The sequence below is a fragment of the Mycobacterium sp. genome (assembly GCF_049647605.1).
Lineage (GTDB): Bacteria > Actinomycetota > Actinomycetes > Mycobacteriales > Mycobacteriaceae > Mycobacterium.
The window spans coordinates 1-21366 of record NZ_JBARXZ010000100.1; the positions used below are offsets into that span (position 1 = coordinate 1).

The window sequence follows — 21366 nt, forward strand, 5'->3', positions numbered from 1 at the left end:
AGCTGAACGTCAACGGCGGCGCCATCGCGATGGGCCACCCGTTGGGCGCCACCGGCGCCATGATCACCGGAACCATGGTCGACGAGCTCGAGCGTCGCGGCGCTCGGCGTGCCCTGATCACGCTGTGTATCGGCGGCGGCATGGGCGTTGCCACCATCATCGAGCGCGTCTAGGGAGATTGAAAGAACATGGCTGAGACGACAATTCAGTGGGACAAGGATGCCGACGGCATCGTCACCCTGACCATGGACGACCCCACCGGGTCGGCCAACGTGATGAACGAGCACTACCAGAAGTCCATGCATGTCGCGGTGGAACGGCTTATCGCGGCACGGGATTCGATCACCGGTGTCGTGATCACCAGCGCGAAGAGGACCTTCTTCGCCGGTGGTGACCTGAAGAAGATCTCGCGGGTCACCGCCGCCGATGCCGATGAGTTCTTCGCCACCACCGAGTCGATCAAGGCCGACCTGCGCGCCCTGGAGACCCTGGGCAAGCCCGTCGTCGCGGCCATCAACGGCGCAGCCCTCGGCGGTGGCCTGGAGATCGCCCTCGCGTGCCACCACCGCATCGCGGCGGACGTCCGTGGCAGCCAGATCGGCCTGCCCGAGGTCACCCTGGGCCTGCTGCCCGGCGGTGGCGGCGTCGCCCGCACCGTGCGCATGTTCGGTATCCAGAAGGCCTTCATGGAGGTCCTGAGCCAGGGCACCCGGTTCACCCCGGCCAAGGCGCTGGCGATCGGCCTGGTCGACGAATTGGTCAGTGCGGTTGACGATTTGGTTCCCGCCGCTAAGGCATGGATCAAGGCCTTCCCTGAGGACCACACCCAGCCGTGGGACGTCAAGGGCTACAAGATGCCCGGCGGCACCCCGTCGAGCCCGGGCCTGGCCGGCATCCTGCCGTCGTTCCCGGCGCTGCTGCGCAAGCAGCTCAAGGGTGCTCCGATGCCCGCGCCGCGCGCCATCCTCGATGCCGCCGTCGAGGGTGCGCAGGTCGACTTCGACACCGCGTCGCGCATCGAAAGCCGGTATCTGACGCAGCTGGCCGCAGGTCAGACGTCGACGAACATGATCCAGGCCTTCTTCTTCGACATGCAGTTCATCAACGGCGGCGGCTCACGCCCCGAGGGCATCGCCAAGCAGGACATCAGGAAGATCGGTGTGCTGGGCGCGGGCATGATGGGCGCCGGTATCGCCTACGTGTCGGCCAAGGCCGGCTACGAGGTCGTCCTCAAGGACGTCACCATCGAGGCAGCCGAAAACGGCAAGGACTACTCGCGCAAGCTCGAAGCCAAGGCGATCGGCCAGGGCGCAACGACCGAAGAGCGCTCAGCCGCGCTGCTTTCGAAGATCACCCCAACTGCCGATGCTGCCGATCTGGCCGGCGTCGACTTCGTCATCGAAGCCGTCTTCGAAAACACCGATCTCAAGCACAAGGTGTTCGGTGAGATCGAGGACATCGTCGAGCCCAACGCCATCCTCGGCTCGAACACCTCCACCCTGCCGATCACCGGTCTGGCGACCGGCGTGAAGCGCCAGGAGGACTTCATCGGTATCCACTTCTTCTCGCCGGTCGACAAGATGCCGCTGGTGGAGATCATCAAAGGCGAGAAGACCTCTGACGAGGCGCTGGCCCGGGTGTTCGACTACACCCTCGCCATCAAGAAGATCCCGATCGTCGTCAACGACAGCCGTGGCTTCTTCACCTCGCGCGTGATCGGCACCTTCGTCAACGAAGCCATGGCGATGCTGGGCGAGGGAATCGAGCCGGCCAGCATCGAGCGGGCCGGCGGGCAGGCCGGGTACCCGGCACCCCCGCTGCAGCTGCTCGACGAACTGAACCTAGAATTGCTGCAGAAGGTCTCGAAGGAGAACACAGCCGGGGCCGAAGAGATCGGCAAGGTGTACGTGCGTCACCCCGGCGAGGACCTGACCGACCAGATGATCGGACTCGGGCGCCCCAGTCGGCTAAAGGGTGCGGGATTCTATGAGTACGTCGAGGGCAAGCGCGTCGGGCTGTGGCCCGGATTGCGCGAGGCGTTCAACTCTGGAAGTGCAACCATACCCATGCAGGACATGGTTGACCGCATGCTCTTCGCCGAGGCGCTCGAGACCCAGAAGTGCATCGACGAGGGCGTGCTCACCACGACCGCTGACGCGAATATCGGCTCGATCATGGGTATCGGCTACCCCGCATGGACCGGCGGCGTTGCGCAGTACATCGTCGGCTACCAGGGCGAGCTCGGCATCGGCAAGGACGCCTTCGTAGCCCGCGCCAAGGAACTGGCCGCCAAGTACGGCGACCGCTTCCTGCCGCCGGCGTCTCTGGAAAGCTAAGCAGCACAACGTCAAAAGTCCCCCACGCAAGTGAGGTACCCCCCGGAAGTTGGACTGAGAAATTCAATCCAACTTCTGGGGAGTACTTTTTTTGCATCCACGTTGTTCGTTGACCGGGGTGCAGCGCGCCGCGATTGTAACGTCGTTCGGGCAAGGTTGGGACCCTACGGCCGCAGCGACTCAGCTGGATGTGAGCCGGTGTCCGGTGCGTGAGTTCTATCGCCGGTGTAGCGACTTTCATTCGATGGCAAATGCTAGGAACGGATCATGGCAGCGTCGGCCCAATCGTCTTCTGCCAGTGCAGGTCGTGGCGGACGTCTCTTGATCCGTGGGCACCATCAAGCCAACCGGACCTGGCCGCTTTGCCTAGCTCGCGGCGGACCCGATTCCGATAAAAACCTCACAATCCATTGATTTGTCCCACCTACACGGTCACTGCAGCATGATGTTTCGTGAACTGCAGGGCCTGCTCGTCGACCTTGCCGTACCGGATGGTCCGCATGTCGAAGAAGTAGTTCTGCTTCAGCTTCCAGGGCGCTTCAGAGCCCGACTTGGGCAGGCTGTCCATGGCGCGCTTGAAGTAGCCGGGGGTAAAGTCCATGAACGGCAGTTCGTCGACGCTGCCACCGGGGTGCTGCGGCTCGACACGGCCAAAACCGTTGGCGTCCATGTAGTTCAGCACGCGGCAGATGAACTCGGACACCAGGTCGGCCTTGAGCGTCCAGGACGCGTTGGTGTACCCGAAGGTGATCGCCATGTTCGGCACGCCCGACAGCATGAGGCCCTTGTAGGTCATGCTCGAGGGCAGGTCGATCGGCTCGCCGTTGCGGTGCGCGGTCGCGCCACCGAACAGCTGCATGTTCAAACCCGTTGCGGTGACGATGATGTCGGCCTGCAGCACCTCGCCGGAGGCAAGCTTGATGCCGTCCTCGGTGAAGGTCTCGATGGTGTCGGTGACCACGCCTGCCTTGCCCGAGCGGATGGCCTTGAACAGATCTCCGTTGGGCGCCAAGCAGACTCGCTCGTCCCACGGGTTGTAGCGCGGGCTGAAGTGCTTGTCGTAGTCGAAGCCCTCGGGCAGGCGACGGGTCGCCATCTGGCGCAGCGCCTTCTTGAACACGGCCGGGAACTTCCGGGCGAGCTGGTACTGCGCGGTGCTGTAGCCGATCTGCTTCCAGCGGTTCACGAAGTGCGCCAAGTGCTTCGGCAGGAACTTGTTGGCCTGCTTGGCCACCGGGTCTTCCAGCGGCAACGCGCCGATGTAGGTGGGCGAGCGCTGCAGCATGGTCACGTGGCCCACGCCGCCGTTCACCAGCGACGGGATCAGCGTGACGGCCGTTGCGCCGGAACCGATCACGACAACGTTCTTGCCGGTGTAATCCAGGTCCTCGGGCCAGTGCTGCGGGTGGATGATCTGCCCCTTGAAGTCGGCCGCACCCGGGAACTCGGGCGAGTAGCCCTCGTCGTAGTTGTAGTAGCCACTGCACACCGACAGGAACGACGCGGTGATCTGCTTGGCTTCGCCGGCGATCTCGATGTCGATGGTCCAGCGGTTGTCGGCGTCCGACCAGTCCACAGAGGTGACGCGCTGGCCGGTGCGGATGTGCTGGCGGATGCCGTTCTCGTCGGCCGCCTCGTTGATGTAGTCCCAGATGTGCTGACCATCGGCGATCGACTTCGCCGACTCCCACGGCTTGAACCGGAAGCCGAGGGTGAACATGTCAGAGTCCGAGCGGATGCCCGGGTACTTGAACAGGTCCCAGGTGCCACCGATGTTCTCCCGGCGTTCCAGGATCACGTAACTCTTGGTGGGGCAGCGGTCCTGCAGGTGCCAGGCGGTGCTGATGCCGGAGATGCCGGCACCGACGATGACAACATCGAAGTGTTCGATCATGGTACCGACGGTATCAACACGGTGTTGAGTCAGTCAACGGGTGTTGAATAACTCGACAAACTGTTAGGCTCAGCCGCGTGAGTACCGCCGCACAGACCCGGGCACCCCGGGGCAGACGCGCGGCTCGACCGTCCGGCGACGACCGCGAAGCCGCGATCCTGGCCACCGCGACCACGCTGCTGCAGCAGCGGTCCTTCTCGGAGATTTCCGTCGATGACCTGGCCAAAGGCGCCGGCATCTCGCGGCCGACGTTCTACTTCTACTTCTCGTCCAAGGAAGCGGTGCTGCTGTCGCTACTCGATCCGCTGATCAAGCGGGCCGACACCGGTTTCGACGGCGCACTCGAGGACATGCCGGCTGACCCCAAGCAGGCCATCCGCCACGGCATCGAAATCTTCTTCAGCTCGTTCGGCTCCCACCCGGCGACCGCCCGGGCCGGCGTCGAAGCGGTCAGAACGGTGCCCGAGTTCCGCGAGGTTTGGGCCGGCCTCATGCACAAGTGGATCAACCTCACCGCTGCCCTGATCACCGCGGAACGCGCACGTGGTGCCGCCCCGGAGACCCTGCCTGCCCAGGACTTGGCGACGTCGCTGAACCTCATGAACGAGCGCATGATCATGGCCACCCTCGCCGGCGAGCCCGGAGCCGTCACCCACGACGACGTCGTCGACACCCTCACCCACATCTGGCTGAACAGCATCTACGGCGACGCTCAATAGCTTTCGCACGCAACGCCTCCAGCCAGCGGAAGGGACTGCCCCGCGTTCAGTTGACTCGCGGGGTGTGAATTTCAGGCAGCAGTTGCGACTGGTGTGTGGAGCAGTTCGAACTCTATCGGCGTGAGTCTGCCGAGGGCGCGTTGGCGCCGGCGTCGGTGGTAGGTCCGCTCGATCCAGGTCACGATTGCCAGGCGTAGTTCGGCTCGGGTGGACCAGCGGCGCCGGTCGAGTACGTTGCGTTGCAGAAGGGCGAAGAACGACTCCATGGCGGCGTTGTCTCCGCAGGCGCCGACGCGACCCATCGAACCCTGTAACCCGTTGTGCAACAGAGCATGCACGAACTTTCTCGATCGAAATTTCCTGGGTTCAAAGGACAGGTAGCGCCCGGTGGGCACGGCAAGTGAGATCGGTGGCATGCCGCCAGCGTGGCGAAACCAACGGGCTCCGACCGGCACCGACACGCCCACCTTCAGCGCCGCCTCAGCCAAAGTGACGCCCGTCGCGATCAGACGCCAGAACTGACGCTGCACCGCCCGCGAGGGCTCGGGTCGCCCCGGCGACCGCCCCGGCGGACGCAACGCCCGATCCGCGCGCCATTGCCGACGCGCACCCTCGGGCACATCGCTGGTCTTGGCAGCCCAATCCTTCGTCGCCACTACTGAACACCTCCACAGTCAAGGTGTTGCGACGACCGATTGAATCCGCCTTGAACGCCGTGATCGGAATGAATGATCCCACCGGCCCGCGGATCACGGTTGCTGATCGCCATGCTGAGCGCGTTGGTGACCAAGGCTGCGGTCTGACTCGAATCGATCGACCAGCCGACCACCCGCCTGGAGAACGTGTCCAGCACCACCGCACAGAACACTTTGCCTTCATAGGTGCGGTGCTCGGTGATACCGCTGACCCACAACCGATTTGGAGCTCACCGGCGCGCAGGGCGCTGACCAGCACGTCGTTACCGGGGAGTGTGTGCGTTGAGTTCCTAGGCGTGCCCAAAGCCGTCTCCGGCGGCCACAGCACCGGGCCGCAGCGGCGTTCGGAGGGCTACCGCTGTGGTGTGTCATCTGAGACACCGTCGAACAACCTCATAAGTGCGCTTCAGATCGGGCACACCCTTCTGCGCCAACTGCCTGTAGGCCGTCGATCACTATTTCCAGCAGACGTGGCCCCGCCTCTGGATGCGCGACATACATGCTGGAACAGCCGGCCAGTAGCGTTTTGACATCACGTGCGCTGACGTCATCGCGAACGGCGCCGGCCTGTTGAGCCAGCTGCAGCAGTTGGCCGATCAAACCGAGAAGGGTCTGCACGGCCTCTGGAATGACGCTATGTGTGCTGGCCCCGGACCCTTCCAGCGCCTCGGACAGCCCCCGGTCAGTAGCGCTCCAGTGCAGCACGAACTGACGCATGAACGTGAACAGCGCCTCGGACGGCTCGCCGGCCTCGAGGAGGGCACTTCCCTCGTCGACCACCTGCTGCACGCGATTCAGCACGACTGCGCGCACCAAGTCGTCCTTCGCGGGAAAGTTGCGGTGCAAAGTGCCTGGGCCGACTCCGGCCCGACGGGCAATATCGTCCAGCGATACGGCCAGCCCGTGCGCGGCGAACATCTCGTAGGCGACCTCCAGCACTCGCGCACGGTTGCGCGCCGCGTCGGCACGCAACGGTCGTTGTGTTCGCTTCAAGTGGCCTTCTCCGACATCAGCAAGCGGGGCTAGTGCCCCGTATAGTATGTCACGTATGCGGGGCACTAGCCCCGCATAATCTCGGCGCTGGTACCGGGGAACAGATGCAGGAGGATGTTCATGGCCATCGGCCGTATCGACTATGTCGACGACGCGCAGATCGGAACCGTGCCGAACGTCGTGTTGCAGGCACCGGCCTGCACGCCCGACAGTTGGGCCATCAGCCCACCGTGGTTCGACGAATCCGGCTGGGTCCTGCCGATGGGCGGTTATCTGCTGCGCACCGACGGTCGCGTGATATTGGTCGACGCTGGTCTGGGACCGCACTTCCCCACCGATGCCATCGACCAGGTTGACGTGGTGCACACCGGTCGGCTGATCACCTCGCTGCAGCTATTGCATGTGCAGCCACACGAGGTGACCGATGTGGTGCTCACCCATCTGCACCCGGACCACGTCGGTTGGATCGCTCCGCAGGGCACCCCGATCTTCGCCGACGCCCGCCACCACTGCCACGGCGCCGACCTCACCTGGCTAGCCGAGCACGGCGGTTCAAATCCCGCCAATGCCGTTGTTGCCGAATCCCTTCGAAGCGTTGCAGACCTACTGGTCCTAGCAGAAGGCGATCGCACCGACATCGCGGAGTCAGTCTCGCTGCGACTCTTCGCCGGCCATACCCCGGGCAACTGCATCGTCGACATCGACACGGGCGACGGCCCGTTGCTGCTACTCGGTGACACCGCCCACCACCCGGTTCAGCTGGTGCAGGACGGCTGGCGCGACCGCTTCGACGAGGACCCCACCGAAGCCGCACGCGCCCGCACCCGAGTCGCCGAGGAAATGGAACGCACCGACGCCGTCGGGGTGGGGGCGCACTTCCCCGGCGGGCGCGGCGGACGCATCACCCGCAACGCCGAGGGCGCGCGGTCGTGGCACGCGGTCCACGTCCCCCAGCACATCCACAACCCAGCAGAGCGCGGGTCATGACAATGGCGGCCCGTTCACGCCCGGACAGGCGGAGTACCCGTGACACGTTGGCGGCGTTGGTTGCGTCGCCCGCCACTCCGATACTCGAGTTGGTGGGTGGGTGGCGTGGTGTCTTCGACGCTGTCGGACCCAATCTGATGTTCCTGACGGTCTATCTCATCGGCGAGAACCTCGTGCAGTCGACGCTATCGGCGCTGGTCATCTCCGTTCTCCTCTTGTTGGAACGGTTAGTCGCCAGGCAAATGGTGTGGCCGGCGATCGGTGGGATGGTCTTGGTGGCGTTGTCCGGCCTCATCGCGTTGATGGGCGGCGACGGGGGCGATGTGTTTCTGCCCGACCTGATCCAGACGGGCGTGATCAGTGCAGTGTTGTTGTTCACCATAGTCATTCGTCGGCCACTACTCGGGATGATACTGGGCCCGTTGGTCTCTGGCACGACCTGGCGGAACACCCGAGCGTTGCTTCGCGGCTACGACATGGCCACCGCTTTGTCGGCAGCGGCGGCGGTCTTCCGCACAGTGTCCAAACTGCCGTTCTACTACACCGATAACGTCGTCGCGCTGGGCATCATGAAGGTTGTCACAGGCACCCCATTGACAATGGTGATCGTCTACTGCCAGATTCGGATTCTGCGAAGCGCCTACACTGCGGCGGGCGCCACGATCAGCGCAACTCCCGATCGTCCGCCCGAACCGCCGGCGACCGCGAGCGATATCTCCTCACCAGCCGACACACCATCGTCTTCTCCTTCGCGCCCACTGACTAACGCATGGAAAAGGACTCCAGCGGTTGAGATTTCCACCGCGACGCGCTTGAAGGATTGCGCTGCATGCGCCGCCAGGGGCTCCAGCTGTGCGGACCCAACCCGATGTACACCAACTGATCAACTGCAAAAGGAATGAGCACTATGCATCCTTCGAAGATCGCCATCGTCTCCGGCGCCAGCCGCGGTATAGGTCGGGCAATCGCCGAACACCTGGCGGCTTCGGGTGTCGGCTTGGTCATCACCTACCGCTCCGGTCGTGCCGAGGCAGAATCATTGGTGGACGCCATCGTGAAACGCGGGGGAACCGCCGTCGCACTCGAACTCGATGCCGCGGACATGTCGGCGCTGGGGCCGTTCGTCGGTGAGGTGCGTACCGCGCTGCGACAGACGTGGCACCGCGACACCTTCGACTACCTGATCAACAATGCCGGCGTGGCCATCGCCGCCACGTTCGCCGACACCACCGAAGCCGAATTCGATGAACTGCTCGCCGTCAACTTCAAGGGCGTCTTCTTCCTCACCCAGCAGCTCCTTCCGCTGCTGGCGGACAACGGCAGAATCGTCAACATCACCGGCGGCCTCACCCGGTTCACCGGACCTCCGACCGCCGCCTACGCCGCAATGAAAGGGGCCGTGGAGGTTCTTTCGCGCCACCTTGCGGCCGAGCTCGGACCTCGAGGAATCACCGTCAACATCGTCGCCCCGGGACCCACCGCCGGCACCGAGCTGGGGAGAAACGGCATCGCAGTGACCGCCGCGATGTCCGCCCAGCTCGCGGCCGAAAGTGTATTCGGCCGTATCGGCCAGCCCGATGACATTGCGGCGGTGGTCACCGCTCTGGTGTCCGACGGCCATTCGTTCGTCACCGGGCAACGCATCGAGGTTTCCGGCGGCTCACATCTCTAGCACAACGCGGGTCGTTGATGCCCTTACGCCGCAGCGTCATTCAGCCTTGCAGATGAGACAGGAGCGCACTGATGGAAAGTGAATTCTCCATGAACGACGTACTGGTCGTCCTTGGCGTCGGCGGAATGGGCGAGGCCATCAGCCGCCGCGTCGGCGCGGGCCGGACGGTACTGCTCGCCGATTCCAACGTCGAGCTGCTCGCCCGCGTCGGCGATGCGCTCACCGCCGACGGCTTCCTCGTGGAGACCGAGCAGGTGGACGTGTCCGCACGTGACTCGGTCGCAGCACTGGCCAGACGCGCCGCAGCACTCGGAGCTGTACGGGCAGTCGCCCACACTGCCGGGCTCTCGCCGGTTCAGGCCTCGCCCGAGGCGATCTTGCGCGTCGATCTCGCCGGAGTCGCATACTCGCTGGACGAATTCGGACAGGTCGTGGCACCGGGGGGTTCCGGCGTGTACATCGCGAGCATGGCAGGTCACTTCGGCTCAAGGAATCTGTCGGCAGACGTCGAACATGCGCTGGCGACCACGGCCTCGGACCTGCTGATCGACTTACCGTTCCTGGCCCCCGGTACGGTCACTGACCCTCGCGCGGCGTACGGCGTCGCCAAACGGGGCAACCAGTTACGAGTCCAGGCCGCGAGCACAGCCTGGGGCAGACGCGGTGCCCGGGTGAACAGCATCAGCCCCGGTGTCATCGCCACGCCGATGGGCCGCCAGGAGCTGTCCGGAACGTCCGAGGATTTGATGCGGCAGCTCATCGAGCGATCGGCGACCGGCCGAATCGGGACGTCGGCCGACATCGCGAATGCCGCAGCCTTCCTACTCGGCCCCGATGCCAGTTTCATTGCCGGCACCGATCTGCTCGTCGACGGCGGCGCCGTCGCAGGCTTCACCACGACCAACACAACCCCCGAGATGTGAATTCGAGCGTGATTCCTCAGGTGGTCGCGACAGCGTCAGCGGGAGTCCGAGGACCGTGGATCCGTGGACCGATAGGGCCTGTCACCGTCCACGGGAGGGGCCCATGCTCGAGATGTGACTTCTCCTGAGGCGAATCTCGGCTACGTGGCAGATCTGCTGCGGGCGCGTCGGCGCTTGATGCAACCGGAGGATGTCGGCATCACCCGTGGCCGTCGACGGCGAACACCGGGGCTGCGCCGTGAAGAGGTGGCGGAGCTATGTTCGATTTCGCCGGCGTACTACAGCCGTCTGGAAAGACGCCGCGAAGTTCGGGACTTCGGTCCGCGTCCGTCGCGAGCCACGCTGGCCGGCATCGCTCGCGCACTCCGTTTCACCCGATCGGAGCGAGACCGGTTGTTCGCCGCGGCGGGGTACGGCGTGGACGAATACGTCTGCTACCACGTGGATCCTGGCGTGATGCTCATCCTTGGCAGACTGGCCGATACCCCGGCCCATGTCGTCGGTCCGATTGGCGAGGTGCTGGCTCAGACGCCCGCCGCCATGGCCTTGTTCGGCGATCTGACCGTTCACACGGGACGTGCGCGAAGTGGCTACTACCGTTGGTTCACCCGCCCCGGCGAACGGGAGCGCTATCCCGTCGACGAGCACCATACGATAGGCGCCGAGATGGTCGCGGACTTGCGACAAGGGCCGCTGAACGGCCGGAGCACCGCTGCCGCAGCGGATCTGACCGAACACCTCTTGCGCCACAGTGGCGAGTTCCGCAGCTTCTGGCAACTCGAGCAGGGGCGCGCGATGCTCCCGGTCATCCGGCCGTGCCGTATCGTTCACCCGGTAGTCGGTGTCATCGAGTTGCAGCGCGAAGTACTGACGGTCACCGATCGCTGTCAACGACTGGTCATCTACTACGGCGCGCCGGGCACAGGCAACGACACCAGCGTGCAACTGCTCGCCGTCATCGGTCACCATCGATTCGACGGATGACCGGTCGAGGTCAACGCACAGCGGCGCGGACGCCTGCGCCGCCCGTCGAGCAGGTGGTCAGCCGATGCGGCGTGCAATCTCGGCGGTGAAGACCAGCAGCGCGTGTTGATGAGTCACATCATGGAGAACTTGGCATTGGAGTTCAAGCACACCCAGCTGCGGATGTGCGATGCGTTTGGTGAGTTCCTGAGACTGCGCCACGACCTGCAACTCCCATTGCTCGGCAAATTCGGGACTGCACTCGAGCAGCGCGTCGATCACCTGAGCAGATCGCGAGGTTGCCCCATCGCGGGTTTAGGCCAGGCGAGCACCGGCAACCCAGGTGCGCCCGATGCGCTCGTGATCCTCGGCCGGGTACACGCGACGAGCGTCCTCGTCGGTGAACCACCGGTACAGGACACTCCTCGAGCGGCCCTCGTGCTTGGTTTTGTCGCCGAGAAGCGCTCGCGCCGGCGCGGTCTGCACCAACGTGTCCCCGATCGCTGACATCACCTGCGCCGGTGTGTCCTGAAGACGATCGAGAATTCGATTCATCGCGACACCGACCTGATCGCCGACCGGTGTACGGGCCGGCGCATTGTGTCCGGCCAAGCCGAACAGATGATCTCGTTCATCCAGCGACAGGCGTAGCGCCTTCGCCAGTGAAGTCACCACCTCGGGGGACGGCTGCGCGCCGCGCTGCTGTTGCATTCTGGAGTAGTAGTCAGTCGAGATCAAAGCCAGCGACGCGACTTCCTCACGGCGCAGGCCGCTTGTACGCCGGCGCGGCCCGGTGGGCAGTCCGACATCTTCGGGACACAGCGCCAGTCGTCGGCTCCGCAGAAACGCCGCGAAATGGGATTGATTCATGCCGTCATTGTCACCGCATCGCGCACCGCCATCCAGGGACGATAGACCTCCGCTGAGCGTAGAGACACCCGGCCATCACCGTCCCGGTTGTGACTTCGCACCAGACCCCCCACTCTGTGCCAGCGGGCCGTTCACTCGGCCTTCGTCGGACCAGCAATCCAGGGACAGACCGGTCCTGGCAGGGGCCGGACCGCCGCGGTGTGATGGATCCATGGTCAACACACAGAACACGAGTCAGGCGCGGACCACGTGCACACCGCGCTAGGACAAGAAAAGTGCAGCGACGCAGCGCGATTCCTCCGCTCCTGGCTGGACAATCCGCTGCGCACCGCGGCGGTCGCTCCGTCGAGTCGATCACTGGCCGATCTGATGACCCGGCACGTCGACGCGTCGATCGGCGCCGTGGTCGAACTGGGACCTGGTACCGGCGTCTTCACCCGAGCGCTGCTGGAGCGCGGTGTGGCCGCCGAACACCTGACGGTGCTGGAAAGCAATCCAGAGTTTGTCAACCTGCTGCGAGCCAGGTTTCCCGGTGCGTCCGTCGTGCACGCCGACGCTGCGCGGGACCCATGGCCGCACAACGCGCAGATCGGCGCCGTCGTCAGCGGACTGCCGCTGCTCTCGATGTCCGCTGAGGATGTCATGGCGGTGTTCGCCTCCGCGTTCGTCCAGATCCGACCGGGCGGGGCGTTCTACCAGTTCACCTACGCGATGCAGTGCCCGGTGCCCAAACGCGTGCTCGACGCGCTTCGCCTGCAGGCCACGCTCGTCGGTCGCACGATGCGCAATCTCCCGCCGGCGGCGGTGTACCGCATCGAAGCACGTTCCGACGCCACCACAGCCTCAGGAACAGGAAGCAGTTGACCTCCAAGGTTCTCGACACGGGCTCACAACCAGGGTTCAAGCGAAGGTCGACCGGCTCAGCCTGACCGACTCATCCCAGAGCCTCGCAGCGACGCCGGTGTCCTTCGCCTGCTCGGGAATCGTTGCAGGGCCCGGGAATTCACTCATCTCTTGCGGTCCGTCGGACCCGCAGGAGCCGCCCGGTGTGGTGTCGGCGGTCGCGGCATACAGCGCCGGCAAGGCGCCGCGTTCTGCCGGTTGGAAGCGTTCAGGCTCAGTAGCCCACGACCGCACCGCGTCACTGTTGGCGTCCATGCTCGTCGGAATGAGATTGGTGCGAGCGATGCCAGGATGTGCGGCAACGGATCTCAATCCCCAACCGGCCACATCGCTGCGTCGCTGCAGCTCGAACGCGAACATCAGATGGGCCAGCTTGGACTGCGCATAAACACTGAACGCGTCGTACTGTCGCTCGGCCTGAAGATCATCGAAAATGATGCGGCCCGGCAGTGCGGCGACGCTGCCCATGGTCATGACCCGAGGGGCGTCGCCGTGACGCAGCAATGGCAACAGGTCAGAGCGTCACGGAATGTAAGTGGTAGACGTGCAGGGTCCTGTGCGAGCACAGCAGTCCGCTGCCGGTGGTGCAGGATAGGTACCTGACGCAAGTCGTTGGGACACGCTCGCCGGGAACGCCGCTTGATGAACCAGGCGCTGTTCAAACGCCTCTACGTCGCCGACGATGCGATCGTCGACGTTGAACTGACAGAACTCTTCGAGAGGCTGTTAGTACCTGATCTGAAGCAACAGCCTGACGCCGAAGCCACGTCAATCACCGTGTCGCAGCCAGCGATAGCTGAAAAACCCCCAAACATCGAAAAGTTCGAACTTGCGCCCCTGGTATGAGGGCACAAGTCCGAACTTTCGAACTTTAGTAGCGGGGACAGGATTCGAACCTGCGACCTCTGGGTTATGAGCCCAGCGAGCTACCGAGCTGCTCCACCCCGCGTTGGGTAAACACAAGATTACCGATGCGTGGGTGAAGCTCCAAATCGTATGGTCAGCGAGGGTTTTTGGCCCTTCAGACCCTCTTCGCCGAGACAGAGGCAGGCCAGAAAGAGCCACTATTGCCGGTGACGAGCCACCTGACCGGTGCGCAGCACGCCGCGAGGGTCGTACTGCTCGGCCAGGGAGGCCAGCCGGTCCAGTGTGTCCCCGTCGTAACAGCGCGCCAATCGGGCGCTGTCGGGCGCCGACGCGAAGTTCGGCAGGGCCCCACCGTTGGACCATGGCGCAACCGCCTCGACTACGGCAGAGGCGTGCTCAGGCACCAGTGCCGCGATCTCCGGAGCGAGCACACCGATGGTCGACAACGCAAACGCGGCGTCCCGGTGACAGAACGCACTGCCATGCCGCGCCGGCCGCGCCATGGCACCACCGAGTTGGCGTAGCTCGACGATCGCCTGCACCGAACCGGCGTTGGGGCCCGCCACACCCAACAGCGCATCGACGGCGTCGCACGTCAGCGCTTGCAGCAGGGAGTGATTCTCGTGGATCGGCATCGGATTCGGCGGGTCGGCGTGCACAGCGCCGATCGCCGCGTAGGGCAACACCGAGACCGCATCGAGCACCGGTGTAGCAACCGCCCGAACCGGCGCCAGCAACCGTCGCGCGTCCGCCTCATCCCCCAGGGCGACATAGCGCAACGCCACCGTGAACCGACCCGCCAATGGGGGCGGGACATCGGGTGACTCCGGAAGCTGCTGCAAGGCAACCGAGGTCGACACACTCTCGGGAAGGTCCACACACCACCGAGACCAGGCGTGCACCAACGCCGAAGCATCGTCACCATCGAAATACAAGGCACCACCGTAGAATTCAGAAATCGGCAGCAACTCGATCTCGACCGCGGTCACAATGCCGAGAGTCCCTTTCCCACCCCGCAAACCCCAGAACAGGTCAGCATGCTGATCTGCTGTCACCCAGAGGATTTCCCCGCCACCAGTCACCAGTTCGAACCCGCGCACATGATCCGAGGACAACCCGATGCTGCGCACCAACGGACCGATCCCGGCGCCGGTGAGGAAACCCACCACCCCGACACCTGGGGCCGATCCACAGGGCGGCGCCAGCCCGTATGGAGTGGCGGCATCCAGAACCTGCTGCCAGCGCACCCCGGCGCCGATATAGGCGGTCCGATTCAGGGCGTCGACGTGACAGCCGTTGAGGTCGCCGGTGTGTACCAGCAGCGAATCCGGGCCCACGGGGAGCGCACCGTGACCGGTGGCCTGGACCGCGACCGTGAGCCTGTGCGCGGCGGCAAACTGCACCGTTTCTGCGACATCTCGGGGTGACGCCACGAACACCGCCGCGGCCGGTTGTACCGGCACCGCCACATTCCAGGGAGTGATGCGCGCATAGTCCGCATCCGGTGGCAGCACGACGGCGCCGTCGATCCGGGTTCGTAGCAGCGCCACCATCGAATCGTCGAGACACTCATCAGCGGAAGTGATGCTCATCGCAGGTCCTTTCTCACGCACCGTTTCAGCACGATGAGCATTCAGGACCGGACTTGCATTTGACTTGGTGAGAACTTGGGACGCCTCGCCCGCCCGGGAAGGTTGATCAACCAACACCGCGAGCGCACGTGTTTGTACAGATTCGACGGCGTGCCGCCGGACAAACACGCGCGCTCGCGGTGGTTGAGGTTGAGGCCTAGTTGGTCTGGCGGTACTTGTTCATCGCGTCGTCGAGCCGCTGCAGTGCCTCACCGAACTCGGCGAAGTTGCCATTGGTCTGCGACTCTTGCATCCCGTCGAGCGCCGCCTGCACATCCGCCAGCGCGGCGGCTTTGGCCGGTGACAACGTGACCGGCGCACCACCCGGTGCGGGCACCGCGGCAGCGGGCGCCGGCGTCGCCGGAACACCCTGCGCTGCCGGGGTTTCGGTACCCGGACGGGCATTCGGCGGCGGTGAATCGCCCGGCGCGTTCGCCGGAACCGCTGCACCCGGTGTCGGAGCCGGCCCAGTGGCCGTCGCCCCGGCACCTGCACCGAAGATCTCGTCCAGAGCGTCACGGACCGTCGGCCCGTAACCCACCTTGTCGTTGTACATCATCGCCACGCGGATCAACCGAGGATAAGTTGATGCCGCGTCGGTATTGCCCGGAGAGGCGTAGATCGGCGCCACGTAGAGCAGACCGCCCTGACCGACCGGCAGTGTCAGCAGGTTGCCCCAGCGGATCCGGTTCTGACCGTCGCGGCCGATGACGCCGAGGTCTTGGCTGACCGCAGTGTCGGTGCTGATTGCGTTGAACGCCAGCTTGGGTCCGTTGACCTGACCCGGAATGGTCAGCACCGTCAGCTGACCGTAAGTGGCCGGATCCGAGGACGCACTGATGTAAGCCGCCAAGAAGTCACGGCGGAACCGGTTCATCGCACTGGTCAGCTGGAACGACGCCGCGCTGTCATCCTCGGAGGCGATGTCCTTGGCGACGATGTAGTACGGCGGCTGGAAGCTGCTGGCCGTCGGATTCGGATCCAGCGGCACATCCCAGAAGTCAGAGGTCGAGAAGAACGTGATCGGATCATCGACGTGGTACTTGGCCAACAATGCCCGCTGGACCTTGAACAGATCCTCCGGATAGCGCAGGTGGTCGGCCAAATCCGCGCTCATGTCGCTTCTGGGCTGCACCGTGTCGGGAAACACCTTCATCCACGCCTGCAGCACCGGGTCGGCCTCGTCCTGGGCGTACAGCGTCACAGTTCCGTCGTAAGCGTCGACGGTGGCCTTGACCGAGTTACGGATGTAGGACACCTGTCGATCCGGAAGCAGCCGGTTGGCGGCTACCTCGTTGGAGTCGGCGGTGGCGCTCGACAGGGACGTCAGCTCCGAGTACGGATAGTTGTCCAGCGTCGTGTAGCCGTCGACGATCCACACCATCCGCTTGTCGACGATTGCCGGATAGACGCTGGTGTCGGTGGTCAGCCACGGAGCCACCGCCTCCACGCGCTCGGCGGGATCACGGTTGAACAGGATTTTGCTGTTCTCGTTGATGACGCTGGAGAACAGGAAGTTACGTTCGGCGAACTTGGCCGCGAACAACGACCGGGTGAAGTAGTTGCCGATCGGTACACCACCACTGCCTTGATAGGTGTAGTTGCGGGTATCGGTGTTGGTCTCGTAGTCGTACTCACGAGGCGCGCCGCCGTCGCTGCCGACAATGGCGTAATCGGCAGGCGCCGAAGCAATCACCGGGCCGTAGTAGATGCGCGGCTGATCCAGCGGAGCCGGTCCCGGCGAGATGACCGAACCGTTGCCGCCGACCACGCTGGCCAGGAACTCGGGGTAACCGCCGTTCTGATTGGGATCATTGGCGATCCCGCGCACGGTGTTGGCCGGTGAGGCGATGAAACCGTTGCCGTGGGTGTACACGGTGTGCCGGTTGATCCAGTCACGCTGGTTGTCGATCAACCGCTCCGGGTTCAGCTCGCGTGCCGCGACCACATAGTCACGCAGTTCACCGTCTTCACCGACATAGCGGTCCATCGCCAGGTGCTCCGGGAAACCGTAAAAGTTCTTGCCCTGCTGGAACTGAGTGAAGGCGGGGCTGACGATCGTCGGGTCGAGCAACCGGATATTCGACGTGGTGGCCCGGTCCGCGGCAACCTGCTGCGCCGTCGCATTCTCATTACCGCTGTAGTCGCGGTACGTCACGGTCTGGTCGGTGAGGCCGTACGCATCACGGGTCGCCGTGATACTTCGCGAGATGTATTCGCTTTCCTTCTGCGCCGCATTCGGTTTGACGCTGATCTGCTCGACCACCAGAGGCCAACCCGCGCCGATGATCACCGAGCTCAGCAACAACAACACCAGACCGATCGCCGGGATCCGCAGGTCTTTGAGCACCAGCGCCGAGAAGACGGCCGCGGCGCAGATCAGCGCGATGGCCAACAAAATCAGCTTCGCGGGCAGCACCGCGTTGATGTCGGTGTAGCCGGCGCCGGTGAACGGCTTGCCCCCGCGAGTGTTGCTGAGCAGCTCATAACGATCCAGCCAGTAGGCAAACGCCTTGAGCAGCACCAGCACACCGAGCAGCGCTACCAGCTGGATGCGGGCGGGCTTGCTCAGCACCCCAGCGCGACCGGTCAACCGGATGCCGCCAAAAATGTAGTGCCCCACCATGTTGGCGATGAACGCGAGGAACAGCGCGATCATCACGTAGTTGAGCACCAACCGGAAGAACGGCAGATCAAACGCGTAGAAACCGAGATCCAAGCCGAACTGCGGGTCGGTGACCCCGAACTCGCCGCCGTTGAGGAACATCTGGACACGCACCCAGTAGCTCTGCGCCACCAGGCCGGCCAACAAGCCGACCGCCACCGGGATGCCGATGCAGACGAGCTTCAGCTTCGACAGCACCACCGTCCGGTATCGCGCAACCGGATCGTTGGGCCCGGTGGCCGGCACGAACACCGGCCGACTTCGGTAGGCCAAGATCAGGCCCGCGAACACGATCAGCCCCATCAGCAATGAGGCAACCAGGAAGACCAGGGCTCGGGTGACGAGCACGGTGGTGAACACCGACCGGTACCCGAGTTCGCCGAACCACAACCAGTCGATGTATGTGTCGACCAGCCGGGGGCCGATCAAAAGCAGCACAACGGCCACCAGAGCGATCGTGATCATCATCCGGCTGCGCCGATTCAGCTTTGGCATCCGCGCGGCGGGCCGCATACCCACGTGTTAGCTCCCTGGTGGTGATTGTGGTGACAGGTGTACCGTGACGGACCCAACTGTACTTGCCGCCGCCCGCGGCAAACGCCCGGCCGCAGTCAGCAACGAGGCGGTTCGCCCCCGGCCGACAGCGTTTGCAGTGCTTCCACCGCGCCGTCGAGGGTTTCCACCTTGACCAACTCCAGGCCGTCCCGCGGTTCTGACTTGGCCTCCTCGCAGTTGCCCGCCGGCACCAGGAAGACGGTGGCGCCGGCCTCGCTGGCCGCCAGCATCTTGTGGGTGATCCCGCCGATGGGGCCCACCTTGCCGTCGGTGGCGATGCTGCCGGTACCCGCCACGAACTTGGATCCGTTGAGGTCACCGGTAGTGAGCTTGTCAACGACAGCGAGGCTGAACATCAGGCCTGCGGACGGCCCCCCGATGTTGGCGAGGTTGAAGTCGATGGTGAACGGCGCCCACGGCGCCTCCCGCACCATGACGCCGACGAGCCCGGATTCCTTGTCGGGATGTTCGCCGAGCGTGATGGTCGTGGTGCCGGCCGGAGCGTTCTTGCGCCGGTAGTCGACAACGATCTGGTCCCCGGCCTTGGTCTGGTCGAGCAAACGCGTGAAGTCCCCGACACCCGCAATCGGCCGGCCGTTGACCGCATCGATGGCGTCGCCTTCCTGCAACTTGCCCACCGCCGGACCCGGGTCATTGACCTCTTCCACCGTCAAGGCCGGCGCGTAGTCCAGATAGGACAGTGCGGCGTACTCGGCAGTGGCCTCCGAGGTCTTGAAGTCGGCGGTATTCGACTCCTGGACCTGCTCGCGTGTCTTGTCCGGCGGGTACACCAGATCCCGAGGCACCAGCTGCTCACGCCCGGACATCCACAGGCTCAACGCATGTCCGAGCGTCAACCCGTCACGTTGGGACACCGTCGTCATGTTCAGGTGCCCGGAGGTCGGTTTGGTCTCGGTGCCCTCGATGGCGACCACCGGCTTGCCGTCGAACTCCCCCAACGTGTTGAACGTCGGCCCCGGGCCGAGCGACACGTAGGGCACCGTCACAACGGCCAGAAGTACGCCGAAGGCGACTATCGGCACGAGAGCCACCAACAGCGTCATGATCCGCCTGTTCACGCCGCCAAGAGTAGACGCGCCGGGCGAGGAGCCCCGCCCGGTCGTCGAGCCCCGCCCGGTCGAGGAGCCCGAGGGACGAGGGCGACGCTGGGCCGGGCGCCAACACCGAGGGACGAGGGCGACGCTGGGCACCTGGTGGCTGGGCACCTGACGGAAGTACCGGAAGGGGACGCGCCTCAACGGTTCACTGAGAGCGTGACCGCGTTCACGCACTCACCCACCAGGGTGAGTACCGTTGGAGTCATGTCTGACCTGCCCTTCGGTTTCTCGTCCGGCGACAACAGCGATCGCGACAAAGACGACAACAAAAACCGGGACTCCGGCCGCAGTCCGTCGGACCCGTTCGGCCTCGGTGTCGGCGGCGGCAACTTCGACATGAATGACCTGGGCCAGATCTTCACCCGTCTGGGTCAGATGTTCTCCGCCGGCGGCCCCGCCATGGGCGGCGGCTCCGCTGGACCCGTGAACTACGACTTGGCGCGTCAGCTGGCGTCGAGCTCCGTCGGCTTCGTCGCCCCGATCCCGGAGAACACCACCAAGGCGATCGCCGATGCGGTGCATCTGGCCGACACCTGGCTCGACGGAGTGACGGCACTGCCGGCCGGCGCCACCAAGGCGGTTGCCTGGACACCCACCGACTGGATCGACAACACCATCGACACCTGGAAGCGGTTGTGCGATCCGGTGGCCGAGCAGATCTCCACCATGTGGGCCTCGGCGCTGCCCGAGGAAGCCAAGAGCATGGCCGGCCCGCTGCTGTCGATGATCTCCCAGATGGGTGGCATGGCGTTCGGTTCCCAGCTGGGACAGGCGCTGGGGAAGCTGTCCAAAGAGGTGCTGACCTCCACCGATATCGGTCTGCCGCTGGGCCCCAAAGGGGTAGCGGTGATGATGCCCGAAGCCGTCGAGGAGTTCTCCTCAGGTCTGGAGCAGCCGCGCGCCGAGATCCTGACCTTCCTGGCCGCCCGCGAAGCCGCCCATCACCGACTCTTCAGCCATGTGCCGTGGCTGTCCAGCCAGTTGCTGCGCAATGTCGAGGCCTACGCCAAGGGCATCGAGATCGACATGAGCGGGATCGAGGAGATGGCGCAGGGCTTCAACCCGGCGGCAATGGCCGATCCCGCTGCCATGGAACAGCTGCTCAACCAGGGCATCTTCGAACCGAAGGCCACCGAACAACAGACCGCGGCACTGCAACGCCTGGAAACCCTGCTCGCGCTGATCGAGGGCTGGGTGCAGACCGTGGTGACCGCCGCGCTGGGAGATCGGATCCCGGGGGCGTCCGCGCTGTCGGAAACTCTGCGGCGCCGCCGGGCCACCGGTGGACCGGCCGAGCAGACCTTCGCGACCCTGGTCGGGTTGGAGCTGCGCCCCCGCAAGATGCGGGAGGCCGCGGTGCTGTGGGAGCGACTGACCGAAGCCGCAGGCAGCGACGCGCGTGACGCGGTGTGGCAGCACCCCGACTTGCTGCCGGGTGCCGACGACCTCGACGAACCGGCCGGTTTCATCGACCGGGTGATCGGCGGCGACACCAGCGGCATCGACATCGATCAGGCGCTCGCCGAATTCGAAAAGGACGGCAAGCCCGAAGACCCGCCTGTGGACAAGTAAAAG

17 protein-coding genes, 1 tRNA gene and 4 pseudogenes are annotated in these 21366 nt (G+C 64.7%); 11 read left to right on the top strand and 11 right to left on the bottom strand.

The genetic code is table 11. The features are described 5' to 3' along the window. Both WBB07_RS12840 and WBB07_RS12845 read left to right on the top strand, forming a co-directional pair. Positions 1-173, top strand: a pseudogene (locus WBB07_RS12840) (acetyl-CoA C-acyltransferase); the annotation flags it as partial. A gap of 15 nt (positions 174-188) precedes the next feature. Continuing rightward, complete coding sequence (locus WBB07_RS12845; protein WP_526308231.1) at positions 189-2336, top strand: 3-hydroxyacyl-CoA dehydrogenase NAD-binding domain-containing protein; 2148 nt, start codon at positions 189-191, stop codon at positions 2334-2336. A 424-nt stretch (positions 2337-2760) separates the two neighbouring features. Here WBB07_RS12845 and WBB07_RS12850 read toward each other — a convergent pair whose 3' ends face one another. Further along, entirely contained in the window at positions 2761-4230 is a 1470-nt protein-coding gene (locus WBB07_RS12850; protein ID WP_526308233.1) for a flavin-containing monooxygenase, read from the bottom strand. A 77-nt stretch (positions 4231-4307) separates the two neighbouring features. On the opposite strand from WBB07_RS12850, the gene WBB07_RS12855 reads away from it, so the two are divergent. Then, a complete protein-coding gene (locus tag WBB07_RS12855; protein ID WP_526308235.1) occupies positions 4308-4949 on the top strand; it encodes a TetR/AcrR family transcriptional regulator in 642 nt (213 codons plus the stop codon). Between the two features lie 71 nt (positions 4950-5020). Here WBB07_RS12855 and WBB07_RS12860 read toward each other — a convergent pair. The 4 genes and pseudogenes from WBB07_RS12860 to WBB07_RS12875 form a co-directional block, all read right to left on the bottom strand. After that, positions 5021-5308: pseudogene (locus WBB07_RS12860) on the bottom strand (integrase core domain-containing protein); the annotation flags it as partial. After that, positions 5306-5605 (bottom strand): annotated as a pseudogene (locus WBB07_RS12865) (IS30 family transposase); the annotation flags it as partial. The pseudogenes WBB07_RS12865 and WBB07_RS12860, both read right to left, overlap by 3 nt. Continuing rightward, positions 5605-5862: a DDE-type integrase/transposase/recombinase gene (locus WBB07_RS12870; RefSeq protein ID WP_526308237.1), complete on the bottom strand. Its 258-nt coding sequence runs from the start codon at positions 5860-5862 to the stop codon at positions 5605-5607. The gene WBB07_RS12870 and the pseudogene WBB07_RS12865, both read right to left, overlap by 1 nt. Before the next feature lie 175 nt (positions 5863-6037). Beyond that, positions 6038-6583 carry a TetR/AcrR family transcriptional regulator gene (locus WBB07_RS12875; protein ID WP_526308239.1) on the bottom strand — a complete coding sequence of 182 codons (546 nt, stop codon included), beginning with the start codon at positions 6581-6583 and terminating at the stop codon, positions 6038-6040. Between the two features lie 174 nt (positions 6584-6757). Here WBB07_RS12875 and WBB07_RS12880 point away from each other — a divergent pair, with 174 nt between their 5' ends. From WBB07_RS12880 to WBB07_RS12900, 5 genes are all read left to right on the top strand, one after another. Then, positions 6758-7624 (top strand): MBL fold metallo-hydrolase, encoded by an 867-nt coding sequence (locus WBB07_RS12880; protein ID WP_526308241.1) that lies wholly within the window; start codon positions 6758-6760, stop codon positions 7622-7624. Positions 7625-7626: 2 nt separating this feature from the next. Next, positions 7627-8526 carry a DUF3159 domain-containing protein gene (locus WBB07_RS12885; RefSeq protein ID WP_526308297.1) on the top strand — a complete coding sequence of 300 codons (900 nt, stop codon included), beginning with the start codon at positions 7627-7629 and terminating at the stop codon, positions 8524-8526. Positions 8527-8531: 5 nt separating this feature from the next. Next, a complete protein-coding gene (locus WBB07_RS12890) occupies positions 8532-9296 on the top strand; it encodes an SDR family NAD(P)-dependent oxidoreductase (protein WP_526308243.1) in 765 nt (254 codons plus the stop codon). A gap of 71 nt (positions 9297-9367) precedes the next feature. Then, on the top strand, positions 9368-10219 hold the full coding sequence (locus tag WBB07_RS12895) for an SDR family NAD(P)-dependent oxidoreductase (RefSeq protein ID WP_526308245.1): 852 nt from the start codon (positions 9368-9370) through the stop codon (positions 10217-10219). 114 nt (positions 10220-10333) lie between these two features. Further along, positions 10334-11203, top strand: a complete 870-nt coding sequence (locus WBB07_RS12900) for a helix-turn-helix domain-containing protein (protein ID WP_526308247.1) — start codon at positions 10334-10336, stop codon at positions 11201-11203. 57 nt (positions 11204-11260) lie between these two features. Here WBB07_RS12900 and WBB07_RS12905 read toward each other — a convergent pair. After that, positions 11261-12052: pseudogene (locus WBB07_RS12905) on the bottom strand (helix-turn-helix domain-containing protein). A gap of 249 nt (positions 12053-12301) precedes the next feature. Between WBB07_RS12905 and WBB07_RS12910 the strand changes: the two are divergent. Next, on the top strand, positions 12302-12916 hold the full coding sequence (locus tag WBB07_RS12910; protein WP_526308249.1) for a class I SAM-dependent methyltransferase: 615 nt from the start codon (positions 12302-12304) through the stop codon (positions 12914-12916). 36 nt (positions 12917-12952) lie between these two features. Here the strand turns inward: WBB07_RS12910 and WBB07_RS12915 are convergent, their stop codons facing one another. Then, complete coding sequence (locus tag WBB07_RS12915) at positions 12953-13429, bottom strand: Rossmann-fold NAD(P)-binding domain-containing protein (protein WP_526308251.1); 477 nt, start codon at positions 13427-13429, stop codon at positions 12953-12955. 168 nt (positions 13430-13597) lie between these two features. Between WBB07_RS12915 and WBB07_RS12920 the strand changes: the two genes are divergently transcribed. Next, positions 13598-13801: a hypothetical protein gene (locus tag WBB07_RS12920; protein ID WP_526308253.1), complete on the top strand. Its 204-nt coding sequence runs from the start codon at positions 13598-13600 to the stop codon at positions 13799-13801. Between the two features lie 29 nt (positions 13802-13830). On the opposite strand, the gene WBB07_RS12925 is transcribed toward WBB07_RS12920, so the two are convergent. The 4 genes from WBB07_RS12925 to WBB07_RS12940 form a co-directional block, all read right to left on the bottom strand. After that, a tRNA-Met gene (locus WBB07_RS12925) sits at positions 13831-13904 on the bottom strand. 115 nt (positions 13905-14019) lie between these two features. Next, positions 14020-15414, bottom strand: coding sequence for an FAD-binding oxidoreductase (locus tag WBB07_RS12930; protein WP_526308255.1), 1395 nt, complete (start codon positions 15412-15414; stop codon positions 14020-14022). Between the two features lie 196 nt (positions 15415-15610). Further along, positions 15611-18637, bottom strand: a complete 3027-nt coding sequence (locus tag WBB07_RS12935) for a UPF0182 family membrane protein (protein WP_526308257.1) — start codon at positions 18635-18637, stop codon at positions 15611-15613. Between the two features lie 92 nt (positions 18638-18729). Then, entirely contained in the window at positions 18730-19752 is a 1023-nt protein-coding gene (locus tag WBB07_RS12940) for a YlbL family protein (protein WP_526308259.1), read from the bottom strand. A 243-nt stretch (positions 19753-19995) separates the two neighbouring features. Here WBB07_RS12940 and WBB07_RS12945 point away from each other — a divergent pair, with 243 nt between their 5' ends. After that, positions 19996-21363: a zinc-dependent metalloprotease gene (locus WBB07_RS12945; protein WP_526308261.1), complete on the top strand. Its 1368-nt coding sequence runs from the start codon at positions 19996-19998 to the stop codon at positions 21361-21363. Positions 21364-21366 lie beyond the last annotated feature (3 nt).

Bases quoted from the DNA above. Each gene is read 5' to 3' on its own strand.
- WBB07_RS12845 (WP_526308231.1), top strand. From the start codon at position 189: ATGGCTGAGACGACAATTCAGTGGGACAAGGATGCCGACGGCATCGTC.
- WBB07_RS12850 (WP_526308233.1), bottom strand. From the start codon at position 4,230: ATGATCGAACACTTCGATGTTGTCATCGTCGGTGCCGGCATCTCCGGC.
- WBB07_RS12880 (WP_526308241.1), top strand. From the start codon at position 6,758: ATGGCCATCGGCCGTATCGACTATGTCGACGACGCGCAGATCGGAACC.
- WBB07_RS12885 (WP_526308297.1), top strand. From the start codon at position 7,627: ATGGCGGCCCGTTCACGCCCGGACAGGCGGAGTACCCGTGACACGTTG.
- WBB07_RS12890 (WP_526308243.1), top strand. From the start codon at position 8,532: ATGCATCCTTCGAAGATCGCCATCGTCTCCGGCGCCAGCCGCGGTATA.
- WBB07_RS12895 (WP_526308245.1), top strand. From the start codon at position 9,368: ATGGAAAGTGAATTCTCCATGAACGACGTACTGGTCGTCCTTGGCGTC.
- WBB07_RS12915 (WP_526308251.1), bottom strand. From the start codon at position 13,429: ATGACCATGGGCAGCGTCGCCGCACTGCCGGGCCGCATCATTTTCGAT.
- WBB07_RS12920 (WP_526308253.1), top strand. From the start codon at position 13,598: ATGAACCAGGCGCTGTTCAAACGCCTCTACGTCGCCGACGATGCGATC.
- WBB07_RS12930 (WP_526308255.1), bottom strand. From the start codon at position 15,414: ATGAGCATCACTTCCGCTGATGAGTGTCTCGACGATTCGATGGTGGCG.
- WBB07_RS12945 (WP_526308261.1), top strand. From the start codon at position 19,996: ATGTCTGACCTGCCCTTCGGTTTCTCGTCCGGCGACAACAGCGATCGC.